This window comes from Streptomyces sp. NPDC059787 (assembly GCF_042732315.1).
GTDB lineage: Bacteria > Actinomycetota > Actinomycetes > Streptomycetales > Streptomycetaceae > Streptomyces > Streptomyces atrovirens.
In genome coordinates, this window is the sequence record NZ_JBHWHX010000018.1 from 138,763 (window position 1) to 150,583 (window position 11,821).

8 protein-coding genes and 1 pseudogene are annotated in these 11,821 nt (G+C 72.1%); 6 read left to right on the top strand and 3 right to left on the bottom strand.

The features are described 5' to 3' along the window. Positions 1-26 precede the first annotated feature (26 nt). Positions 27-743, bottom strand: a complete 717-nt coding sequence (locus ACFV5H_RS19375) for a TetR/AcrR family transcriptional regulator C-terminal domain-containing protein (RefSeq protein WP_385196165.1) — start codon at positions 741-743, stop codon at positions 27-29. Between the two features lie 99 nt (positions 744-842). Here ACFV5H_RS19375 and ACFV5H_RS19380 point away from each other — a divergent pair, with 99 nt between their 5' ends. The 3 genes from ACFV5H_RS19380 to tpg all read left to right on the top strand — a co-directional run bounded on the left by ACFV5H_RS19380 (position 843) and on the right by tpg (position 5,910). Beyond that, positions 843-2,528 (top strand): CocE/NonD family hydrolase, encoded by a 1,686-nt coding sequence (locus ACFV5H_RS19380; protein ID WP_385196167.1) that lies wholly within the window; start codon positions 843-845, stop codon positions 2,526-2,528. 589 nt (positions 2,529-3,117) lie between these two features. Beyond that, positions 3,118-5,340: a telomere-associated protein Tap gene (gene tap / locus ACFV5H_RS19385; protein WP_385196170.1), complete on the top strand. Its 2,223-nt coding sequence runs from the start codon at positions 3,118-3,120 to the stop codon at positions 5,338-5,340. Between the two features lie 12 nt (positions 5,341-5,352). Continuing rightward, entirely contained in the window at positions 5,353-5,910 is a 558-nt protein-coding gene (tpg, locus tag ACFV5H_RS19390; protein ID WP_385196172.1) for a telomere-protecting terminal protein Tpg, read from the top strand. A 394-nt stretch (positions 5,911-6,304) separates the two neighbouring features. Here the strand turns inward: tpg and ACFV5H_RS19395 are convergent. Next, positions 6,305-6,997 (bottom strand): annotated as a pseudogene (locus tag ACFV5H_RS19395) (MFS transporter); the annotation flags it as partial. Positions 6,998-7,374: 377 nt separating this feature from the next. Here ACFV5H_RS19395 and ACFV5H_RS19400 point away from each other — a divergent pair. The 3 genes from ACFV5H_RS19400 to ACFV5H_RS19410 all read left to right on the top strand — a co-directional run bounded on the left by ACFV5H_RS19400 (position 7,375) and on the right by ACFV5H_RS19410 (position 11,296). Continuing rightward, on the top strand, positions 7,375-8,970 hold the full coding sequence (locus ACFV5H_RS19400) for a hypothetical protein (RefSeq protein WP_385196175.1): 1,596 nt from the start codon (positions 7,375-7,377) through the stop codon (positions 8,968-8,970). Between the two features lie 738 nt (positions 8,971-9,708). Beyond that, a complete protein-coding gene (locus ACFV5H_RS19405; protein WP_385196199.1) occupies positions 9,709-10,896 on the top strand; it encodes a PP2C family protein-serine/threonine phosphatase in 1,188 nt (395 codons plus the stop codon). 28 nt (positions 10,897-10,924) lie between these two features. Next, positions 10,925-11,296 carry an STAS domain-containing protein gene (locus ACFV5H_RS19410; RefSeq protein WP_385196177.1) on the top strand — a complete coding sequence of 124 codons (372 nt, stop codon included), beginning with the start codon at positions 10,925-10,927 and terminating at the stop codon, positions 11,294-11,296. A 333-nt stretch (positions 11,297-11,629) separates the two neighbouring features. Here the strand turns inward: ACFV5H_RS19410 and ACFV5H_RS19415 are convergent. Then, a partial coding sequence (locus tag ACFV5H_RS19415; RefSeq protein WP_385196179.1) for a hypothetical protein occupies positions 11,630-11,821 on the bottom strand: 192 nt, incomplete at its 5' end.

Sequence of the window (11,821 nt, forward strand, 5' to 3'; positions counted from 1 at the left end):
CGGGACGCATCCACGGGCGCGTTGCGTCAGTCGGCGTCGAGACCGTCGATCAGGCGGCCCAGGAACCGGGTGAAGGTGGCTTCGGCGGTGAGCGGGCGTCCGGGGGCGGAGAGAGCCTCGGCGAGTTCCGGGTGGCAGCCGTCGGCGGCGACAGCGGCGAGGTAGCGGGCCTCGGCTGCGGCCCGTTCCGGGGACCGTGCGGCTGAGACCTGCGCGATCTCGTGCGCCACGTGGCCGGCCACGAACGCGGTGAGCTGGGCGAAGACCTCCAGCTTCGCCGCACCGTCCAGTCCGGTGGGCCGTAGGACGGCGAGCGCGTGTTCCAGGAAGGCCAGCGTGTTGGGGCCCGGAACGCGACGGGTGGTCAAGGCGGCGGGCAGCCAGGGGTGGCGCAGCATATGGGCGCGCTGCAGATGGGCGACGGTCTTCAGGTCGGTCCGCCAGTCGCCGCTGGGCGGGTCCGTGGCCGTCAGTTCGCCGCTGACGTGGTCGACCATCAGTTCCAGCAGTGTCTCCTTGTCGGGGGCGTAGCTGTAGAGCGACATGACACCGGCTCCGACCCGGGCGGCGACCCGCCGCATGGTGACCGCTTCGAGGCCTTCGGCGTCCGCCAGGGCGACGGCCGCCGCGGTGATCGCCTCCCGGCTGAAGGAGGGCCTGCGGCCTCTGCGGAACTCGGTGGGCCGCAGCCAGAGCTGTTCGGGATCGACGCTCGCGGCGCTGGACTTCTGGTCACCGGGCACGGTCCTGTGCTCCTTCCTCCGATTCCAGGGGTGGTCCTTGCGAAGGTCATCCAAGCACCCTCTATTCTCGTACAGTGTACGAAAATGAGGAGGAGAACGATGCCATCACGCACGCCCGACGCCGTGACCGGACCGGCCTGGGTGCCACCCGCCGGAAAACCGCCGCTGTCCTCACGGATGATGAGGGCGATCTGGCGGGGTCTGCCGGCGAAGCGGCACGAGGTCGGATGGGAGCCGGGGCTGGTGGTGCCGGCCGCCGACGGCAGCTCGTTGATCACTGACCACTACTTCCCGCGTGACCGGGGCGACTTCCCCACCCTCCTGGTCCGCTCGCCCTACGGCCGAGGCCTGCCGTGGTCGCCCCAGTACGGCCTGCTCTTCGCCGAACAGGGTTTCCACGTGGTCCTGCAGAGCTGCCGCGGCACCGGCGGTTCGGGCGGCGCTTTCGATCTGTGGCGCAACGAGGCCGCCGACGGCCGGGCCACGGTCTCCTGGCTGCGCGAGCAGGCCTGGTTCGACGGAACGCTGGGGACCGTCGGCCCCAGCTACCTGGGCTACACGCAATGGGCCCTCGCTCTGGACCCACCGCCGGAACTGAAGGCAATGGTGGTGCAGGTAGGACTGCACGACCCCTACGCCCTGTTCCACGCGGACGGTGCGCTGCGCCTGGAGAACGTCCTCGCCGTCGGCTCGGGCATGACCTACCAGCACCAGGGCATGGCGCCGTTCCTGAAGGCGACACTGCGCCTGCAGCGCCGCCTGCGCGACGTCACCGCCGCGCGGCCCCTGCGCGGGGCGTACGAGTCCGCTCTGGGAGGTGAAGTGCCCTGGCTGGACGACGTGATGACGCACCCGGACGCCAAGGACGCCTACTGGCGCGGCGCGTCGTTGGCGGAGTCGGCGGAGCGGCTCGGCGTGCCCACGGCCCTGATCACCGGATGGCACGACGTGCTCGTCGACCAGACCTTCGAGCAGTACGAACGGCTGCGTCGGGCCGGATGCGAAACGGCCCTGCTCGTCGGCCCCTGGACCCACACCTCCGCCCTGCAGCAGGGATGGCCCGAGGTGTTCGCCGAAAGCCTCGCCTGGCTGCGCGCCCACCTGTGCGCCGACCCCTCCGGTCTGCGCCCCACCGCGGTACGCGTGCACATCAGCGGCGAGAACACCTGGCGGGACCTCGACGACTGGCCGTCGGCCTCCGCTGCCGCCTCGTGGTACCCCGCCCCGGACGGGCATCTCACCCGACAGCCCCCCACGGAATCCGCGCCACTGACGACGTTCCGCTACGACCCGGCCGACCCCACCCCGTCCCTCGGAGGTCCCCTGCTCTCCCGCACCGCCGGCCCACGCGACAACGGCGTTCTGGAGGCCCGGGACGACGTCCTGACGTTCACCGGCCCGCCACTGACCGAGCCCGTGGACATCCTGGGCCCGGTCTCCGCGCGGCTGAGCATCTCCACGGACACCGGGCACGCCGACGTCTTCACCCGCTTGTGCGACGTGGACGCGCAAGGCCGCTCCGTCAACGTCTGCGACGGACTGGGCCGACTTCGGACGACCGGACCCGCGCCCTCGCAGGTCACCGTGGGGATGAGCTCCACCGCCCACCGCTTCGCCGCAGGTCACCGCATACGCTGGCAGATCAGCGGAGGCGCGAGTCCCCGCTACGCCCGTAATCCCGGCACCGGGGAATCGCCGGTGGACGCCACCACCTTCACACCGGTGCGCATCACGGTCCACACGGACTCGGTGCTGATGCTCCCCCGCGGCGCTGGGCTCGAGTGATTCCCCTGTTCCCCGGGAAGGCACCGACGAGCCGGGCCGTCCGGCCCGGCTCGATCCTCCACGCCCTCTTCTCGACCTGCCGGAGGGCGAGCCGGGCGATGCCGGGGGAGTCACGGACACGCCCGAGGCGTGCGCGGGACACCGCGGCCGTCTCCACGGCGCGACGCCGACGGCGGCCGCGCGGCAAGACTGGGACCGGCCGCGCGCCGCAGGTGCCGGTACTCGCGGACCGCTGATGACGGGCAGGACCCGGAGGCGCGCGGCTCGTCCTTGTCCAGCGGTGCCCGGTGAGGGAAGGACACCCTGCCGTACCCCGGTCGTCGGCCCCTTCGCTCCCGGCGCGCACCGGGCCGGGACGGTCGTCACCGCGGGACAGGGAGACGGATCCTCCGACCGTACCTGCCGCCCCGGTGACCGCCACGGTGCCGTCAGCGTCCCATGGGCACGAGTCCACCGGATCCCGCCGGCCGTCGTCCCGAGCTCCCTGTAATGGTCGAACGGTATCCGCACACGATTCGTACGCGATCCGTACTCGACTCGTACTCAATCCGTACGCTCTACGCTATGGTTGAGGAACAGGAGGCCCTCCATGTCCGAACTGTTCGACCGGGTCGACGCGCTCCTCGCGTCCCGTGCCCCTCTGCCGCCGCCCGAAGAGCGCAAGCGTCTGCGCAAGGCCCACGGCCTGACGATCGACGAGATCGCCACCGCGCTGCAGGTGCGCCGGGCCACGGTCAGCGGCTGGGAGGCCGGCAAGACCGAACCCCGCCCACCGGAGCGTGACGCGTACGCACGTCTCCTCGACGGACTCTCCAGGCTGTACCCCGCCCCGGCCGACGCCGGCGCCCAGGACGAGGACACGGCGACACCCGAGACGCTCACCACCCCGGCAGCCCCGGCGCCGAGGGCGCGGCCCCTGTCCACGGGCCAGGAAACCGAAGCCGTGACCACGACCACGGCTGGGAACACCCCCCGATCCCGTCCGGCCGCGGCGCCGCACACCACCAGGCCGTCGACGACGCCACAGCGCCCGGACGCGCGGAAGGCGGCCCCGGCCGGCACCCCTGCGGGCGGCGCCGGTCCACGCTTCGAGAACGGGCCGCTCGCGGTCGTCGACGTCGACCCGGAAGGGCAGGTCCTGGCGTACTGCACCGGCGGCCTGGTCCTGGACGTGCCCGCCAAGACCCTGCCGTCCCTGGTGGACTGGACCCTCAAGGAAGCGAGGCTCGGGCAGCCGAAGCTGTCCGGTCCGGGCAAGGACGCCGACCCGCTGCTCGTGCTTACCGAGGCCGCGCTGGAGCGCTACGGCCTTCCCGTCGCCCTCACCGACGAGGAGCGGCTCGCCGGGCGGATCCCGGAGGGCCACAAGGTCGTCAAGCAGCTGGCGCGAGCGGAGTGGAAGCTGACCAAACGCGGCTTCGGGCCGTGGGCGCGGATCTACCGCCCCGCGCAGGGCGCCGAACGCAACTGCGTCCAGCTGTGCATTCCGTCCTGGCACGCCCTCGACCTCCGCCACTGGGGCCACGCCGCACAGCTCCCGCCGGCGGACCTCGCCCGGACCCTGGGCGTGTACGCCTCCCGCGTGATGACGCCGCGCGGCTCCACCGCCGTCACCGGCCTGGAGCTGATGACCGCGCTGCACCCGCCGACCCGCGCCTCCGAACCCGACGCGACGGGCAAGCGGCACTCCGAACACAACCCCGGCTCGCTGGGCAAGGACCCGGTCGACCCGGCGCCGTGCGAGGCCCCCGACGGCCACCCCCTCCTGACGGACCTGCCGCGGTTCCACGTCCGCGGCCCCGCCGAGAAGCTGTTCGAGGAGGCGTACGACTGGGCGCGGCCCATGACCGACGACGAATGCACCCTGCGGCACCTGGTCGGCATCGACGTCAACATGGCCTTCGCCGCAGGCGCCAACGGGCTGACCGTCGGCCTCGGTGCGCCGGAGCACGTCAGGGCGCCGGTGTTCGATGCGAAGCTGCCCGGGTCGTGGCTGGTGGACCTGTCCCACGTCGACCTGTCGAGGGTGAGGGTCGGCAAGGACAAGTGGGCGGAGCTGGACGCAAGTCTGCTGCCCAGCCCGTTCACGCCGAAGGGCGAACGCCCCGAGGGCCCGGCCTGGTACGCCACGCCCACCGTCGCCTACGCCGTCGAGCTCGGCTACGAGGTGCGCCCGCTCGAGGCGTACGTCCGTCACGACAACGGCCGCTACCTGGACGACTGGTACCAGCGGCTGCGGGACGCCTACCTGGCGACGATGGCCGATCTCGGCGTACACGCGGACATGGAGCCGGCCGACTTCCTGACGGCCATGAACGACTACAAGGAGCGCGATCCGCAGCTGACGATCGTCGTCTCGGCGATCAAGGCGACGGTCAAGGGCGGTCTGGGCAAACTGCGCGAACGGCCCCGCGGCGAGGGCTGGCGGCCCGGGCAGCCGTGGCGGGCGCTCTCCCGGCCGACGTGGCGGCCCGACATCCGCGCGGCGGTCATCTCCCGCACCCGGATCAACCTCCACCGCAAGATCGTCAAGCATGCGGCGTTCACCAGCCAGTACCCGGTCGCGATCCTCTCCGACTGCGTCGTGTACGCGGCCGGCGGCCCCGGCCCGCTGGACTTCCTGCCCTACCGGGACGGCAAGCCGCTGCCCGGCGGCTTCAAGCTCGGCGTCAACCCGGGCCTGGTCAAGCACGAGGGCACCCAGAGCGTCCTGTGGGGCGAAGAGGTCCGTGAGCGGTTCGACGCCCCGGAGCTCAACCTCGCCCGCTACATCAAGGACGGTACCGTCACCGGCATCGACAACGGCGAGTAGGAGAAGGCGACGATGAGCCTGTTCGGGGACGGCCTGGACGCCGCGGTGCGGAAATCGTTCACCCGCCCGGTGCCCCAAAGCGCGCCCGCGCAGATGCGATACCTGGTCAGACAGCTCAAAGGCACCCGTGCGGTCGCCCAGACGCTGCGCATCTCCCAGCGCACCGTCGAACGGTACGTGAAGGACCAGATCAGAAGACCCCGCCCGGACCTCGCCGCCCGTCTGGAACACGAGGTGAAGAAGCGCTGGCAGCCGCAGATCCGAGCCCGGGCACGGCGGAAGGCGGCGACGACCGACGGCATCGTCATCGACACCCGTGCCCGGATCGGCTACACCGCACCGATCGGCTCGACGGACGAGGACAGGCTCCGCCACCTGACCGTCGCCCTGCCGCCGCGGTACGCCGCCCGCCTCTTCGACGCCCAGCAGACCGGCGCCGACGACCAGCGGTTGCGGGAGATCGTCGCCGAAGCGCTCAAGGAGGTGTACTTCCAGGACAGCGGCCGCCGCGCCGGCCGGCTGGAGGAAGTCCGGTTCACGGACATCGAGCACCTGGAGTTCGGCTTGTAGCCTCCGTGCCGGAGAGCCGCGGACCTCGTCCGCGGCTGAGCCGGAGCGCGAGGGAAGGAACACAGTCGGGTGCGCTGTCACCAGGGCCGCCGGGCGGAGCGCGCCGGACCGGCCGCCGGGGCCGCGGCGCACCGCCGCGGCCCCAGCGGCTCACGGCGGTCACCCGCTCCGTACCCGGCAGCTTCTCGGGATCGCGTACATGGCAGGCGCCGGTGATGCTGCCGTTCTCGACCCGCACCGGCACCGGCTTGCCGGCCGATGTCCGTACCGGGGCGCAGACCGTGGCCACGGTGCTGCAGCGCCTCCACGCCGGCATCGCTCGTACGGAGTGCCGGGGTTCGACTCGCGGTGTCTCATGGAGTCGGATCACTCGTTCGCACGGGGCGACGCACGTTCACCCGTACGTCGACGGCGTGCCGTACGGGGCCGGAAGCTCCCGTCCCAGGCGTACGAGCGGGGACAACGCCATGATCACGGGGGACAGCATCATGCCCGCGGCCGTCACCAGGAGGCTGGTGCGCAGCCCCCACTCCTGCGCGAGGAATCCGCCGGTGAGCGAGCCGAGCGGGGCCGGCCCCATGCCGACGAACGTGATCGTCGCGGCCGCGCGGCCCTGCATCCCGTCCGGAGTGACGGCCTGCCGGACGGCCATGACCGTGACATTCACCAACTGGCCCCCGCACCCGAGCACGAAGCCCACCGTGAGGAGCGCGGGAACCGTCACCGCGGAGGAGCCGTGCAGCACGGGCACGCACAGGAAGAGGCCGTCGCCGAGTACCGCCGCGCACACGAGCACCGGGCCGTGGCCGAACCGGCCCGGCAGACGGGCGGCCAGCAGCGAACCCAGGAGCGCGCCCGGCCCCGCCGCCGCGAGCGCCAGCCCGACGACGGTGCCCGACAGGTGCAGTTCCCGCGGCAGGAAGAGCAGATAGACGGTCATCATGGCCGCGAAGGAGAACTGGAAGGCGGCCGAGGCCAGGCACACGGCCCGGAGCACCGTGTCGCCGGCGACGAAACGCAGGCCCTCATGAATGCGCTGCCGGACCCGGGGGAGGTGTTCCGGGTGCCCGGGAATCGATTCCGCTCGCCTCCCGCACGGTCCGCGACCGCCTGAAACAGTGGTGCGGCATATCGCAGACATCTTCGCTCCGGTCCGCCTGACGGCCCGGGGAAGCCGCCTGGTGTCAGCCGTACGTGGATCGGTACGCCCCTTGCCGGAGGCAGTCGGCGGCATTCCCGCCATGAACGTCATCCGTGCCCCCTGTCGCGGCGGCTCGACGTCACCGGCCGGCCCGCCACCTCTGCAACCGGCCCGTCGACGACGACAGGCGCCGGCACCGCGCCCGAGCGGAAATCCGCTCCCTGGAACCAGAACATGAGCAACGGCGTTCGAATTTCCGCGACGCTCCGCTGCACCACCTCTAAGATCGCCCGGAACGACAGGTCGGCAGGGGCGGGACGGGCATGGACGACGACAACGGAAGCGACGGGACGGCAGCGGTCCGCCTGATCCGGGGAACGCCCCTCACCGAGGCTGTGGACACCGCTGATCCCCGGGCTTGGACCGCGTTCGACGTGGGCGTCCGCCAGGTCCTCCGGTACGGGCATGCGCTGCTGCCGGACGGAGACCGGACCGCGGTGCTGCGCTCCGGCACCGCCGACGACGCCGCACCGCGTACGGAGGCGTCTCCCCGGCAACCGGCAACCGACCGGTCCGACCGCCTCCGCCGCTGGGTCACCGCCCGCTTCCGCCGCCCGGCCGGAAGCACGGAACCGCCCGCCGAACCCGAGCACCTTCCGCACGGCCGGCTCGGGGCGGACGGGAGCACGGGGCAGGATGCGCAGGCCCTGCTCGCTCTCGCGTTGTGCCATCCGGACGGGCGGGTACGCGAGGCCGCTCTGGACGGGGCCGCAGAGCATCCCGTGCTCCTTCCGCTGCTCGCCGTACGCACCGGCGACTGGGCCACGCCCGTGCGGGAGCGGGCCCGGCGACTGCTGGGCGAGAGGCTCGACGCGGAGACCGCGGTCGCCCTCGCGCCGCTGATCCTGCGGGTCGGTCGGCGCGAGCGGGGCTCCTTCGGGCTCGAACTGCTCGGCAGTGTGCTCCGCCGGGCACCGCGCGAGCGGCTGCTGCCCCTGTACACCCACACCGACCGCACCGTACGCCGGTTCGCCTTCCGGCTGACCATCGAGGAGGGGCTCCTCTCTCCCGGCGAGCTGGCCCGCCGCGCCGCCTGGGACGACGACGCGGTCGTCCAAAACCTGTGCGCCGACGCCGCCCTGACCGCCATGACGGACGGGGACGACTGGGACGAGGTGCTGGAGCCGCTCCTGGACGCGCGCAGTCCCCGGGCGCGGTCGGCCGGGGTCACCGCGCTGCGGCGGGCGGGACGACCCGGGCGGGCGATGGAGTTCCTCACCGACCGGTCCGCGCTGGTACGGGCCTGTGCACGGTATGTCGTACGCCGGCACGGGACGGATCCGCTGCCCTGGTACCGGGAGCGATGCGCGGACCCGGCCGACCCGACGGTGTCGCCCGGTGCGGTGATCGGGCTGGCGGAGTGCGGGGAGCGCGTGGACGCGGAGCTGCTGTGGCCACTGCTCGCCCATCCGGCACCGGGGGTGCGGACACGGGCGGTGGCCGGGCTGCGCACACTGGACGCGACCGACGTCGCACGGCTGCTGCCGCTGCTCGACGACCCGGCACCCGGCGTCGTGCGGGAGACGACCGCCGCGCTGCTCCCGTTCGCCGGGACACTGCCCGACGGGCTGCTGACAGCGCACCTCGGCGCCGGGCGGCCCCGGCCGGTCCGGGTCGCCGCCTTCCGGCTGCTCGACGCGCGCGGTGGGGTCGTGGGACTGCGGGCCGCGGTCACCCTGCTGGACGATCCGGACGACAAACTGCGCGTGTGGGCCGGACAGTCGGTGCAGCGCTGGCATCCGGGAGCGGACACCCCACGCGGAGACCCGGAAGTGGGCGAACTGCTGAACCGGGCCCGCCGTCTCTTCAGCGACTACGTCCTTCAACGGCGCAAGTGGGAGGCGGGACTGTCCGGCTGACGCGGTGCCGAGCACCCTGTGGCTCCTGGTCGCCCGACCTGGGTGTCGGCGTCGTGACGACCCACTGCGTGACGGCCTCCAGACGGGTGTGTTCCAGGTCGTCCCACGGTTCGATGGCACCGGCCGGCTCGAGAAGGCGGGTACGCGGCTGATCGTCAGGAGTGGTGAACAGGTGGTCGGTCGGGGTCGTCCGTGCAGGGCGGTCAGGGCGCCGATGGCTGTTCTCCGTCCGCGCCCGCTCCGGATCCGCCGCCGGTTCACCGGCCGACGGAGCGGTCTGCGCCTGGGATGCGTGGACGAGGTCATGGCAGTCACCGCTGCAGCGGGCATGCGGGGACACCCCTGCACGCCCGCCCCGGTTCTCCGTCGGCATCTGTCCGGTCGCGACCTGTCACGACGCGGCGGCCCGGGAGCAACCGAAGACAGAGACACCTGGAAGGGGCCCGCGGACGCAGCCGAGGACCGGAGCGCCCACTTCGTGCTGTGTGACGGCGAGACTGCCGCACCGGTACGTCCGCCGAGCGACGGACCGTGGGAGAAGACGGAAGCCGGGCCGCGCGTGCTGTCCGGGAGCGGGTACCCGCGTGGTGCCCGAGGATGGGTACTGCACGAGCGGCCATGAAAGAGACGGGCCATGAAGGAGTCCCGAAGTGGCATGGCTGCCCATGGTGTGCGCGTCAGCCCGGTGAGGGGACCAGGGATGTGACTGAGAGCAGCGCTGTGTCGCTGGTGCGGCTGATGCAGGCCAGTCATACGGCCACACTCGAACAGCTTCCGGGGATGATCGCCGAGCATGCCGCCGTGGCGGGCATGCACGACGTGGCGGTCTTCGTGACCGACATCCGGGAGACGGTGTTGCGCCGGCTCACCGGTCAGGGGGCGGATGCCGGAGACGGCGGACAGGAGTTCACCGTTTCGGGCAGTCTGCCCGGCCAGGCCTACCAGCGCGTGGAGCTGCTCCCCGAATCCGAAGGGGACGGGGCGGGTGAGCGTCCGGGCGGGCGGCGGTGGTGGGTGGCCGTCACCAACGGGGTGGAGCGCCTGGGTGTGCTGCGGGCCGATACCGACACCGACGACGAACCCGTCCGGCAAGCTCTGCGCGACCTGGCGTCGATGACGGCCCTGCTGTTGCTGAGCAAGCGGTCCTTCAGCGACTCCTACGCGCGTCTGGCGCGCACCGAGCCGATGAACGTGGCCGCGGAGATGCAGTGGAACCTCACCCCTCCGACCGCCTACGCCGGCCACGACGCCACCGTGGGCGCGGTGATGGAGCCTGCCTACCAGATCGGCGGGGACGCCTTCGACTACGCGGTCGCCGGCAGCACCCTCCACCTGAGCGTCTTCGACGCCATGGGACACGACACCACCGCCGGCATCACCGCCAACGTCGCCGTGGCCGCCTGCCGCAACGCCCGCCGGCAGGGCGCCTCGCTGACGGAGACCAGCCGGCAGGTGGAACAGACCCTGATCGAGCAGTTCAGTACCAGCCGCTACATCACCGGCATCCTCGCCCACCTGGACATGGAGACGGGCCGACTGACGTGGATCAACCGCGGCCATCACCTGCCGATCCTGATCCGCGGCAACCGCTGGGCCACCGAACTGGCCTGCCCCCCGGCCGGCCCCATGGGTGCCGACCTCGGCCTGCCGGTCACCATGGCCGCCGACCAGCTTGAACCGGGGGACCGCCTGCTGCTCTACACCGACGGCATCGTCGAAGCCCGCGACAGGTACGGAACGGAGTTCGGCCGGGACCGGTTCGTCGACTTCATCCTGCGTCACCACTCCGGCCGGCACACCCTGCACGAGACCCTGCGCCGGCTGATGGCCGCCGTCATGGAACACCACGACGGCAAGCTCGACGACGACGCCACCGTCCTGCTCACCGAGTGGCGCGGCGGCCACCAGCAGGAGCTGACGCCGTGAACCGCGGCCCATGTGGAAAGAAGCGGCCATGAGCACCGACCAGCCCGCCCCCGACGATCCTCGGGAGGACCTCCAGGTGTCGGCCCGCCCCCTGGGCGCAGGACGACACCTCGTCACGGTCGAAGGCGCCCTGGACCTGCACACGGCCTCGCAGCTCTCCGACGTCTTGCAGCCACTGCTGCTCACCGGCGGCCGGAGGGTGCTGGTGGACCTGTCCGGTGTCGCCTTCCTGGACTCCACCGGGCTCACCTGTCTGATCGCGGCCTACCGCACAGCCAGGAACACCGGCGCCCGGCTGTCGCTGATCGCACCCGGCGAACGCGTACGCCGCATGCTGGCGGTGACCGGCACGGACCAGGTACTGCCCAGCTACGCCACCGTGGACTCCGTCCCCGACTGACCGCCCGCCCGCACCGCCGGCAGCCGCTGTCCCGGTGGGAGACAGCAGCAGCGGACCCGCACCCGGAGGGCGGCCGGGCGGCGTGTGGCCGCCTGAAGCGGGGGTGCGGGAGGGGTTGCGCCTGCTGTTGCGCGACGCGGCGGGCCGTTCCTGTGTCCGTGGACGGACCTCAGCCGGGTTGTCGACGATCCGGCGGTCTGGGCGCCGTTCCCCAGGATCGCCGGAACGCTCGACAAGACGCTTCCTGAGCTGTTCGCGTCCGGCCATGACGAGCGGCTCGAGGCGGCTCGTCAGAGGCTTCGGCCGGAGGACTGATCGAGCGGTCCGGACTCCTCACCTGGCTGCGGCGGGTTGGGGTTCGTAGAAGGTTCCGTCGCGGGGCATCGCGAAGAAGACGTCGGCCCGGCGCCTGGTGAGGCAGAGCAGGGCCTGGGTGTTTGTGTCCTGAACGCGGAAAGGGATCTGTTTGTAGGGCAATCCCTGGAAGCGATGCTGTGCGAGAGATGAAGGTATGGCCCTTCGAAG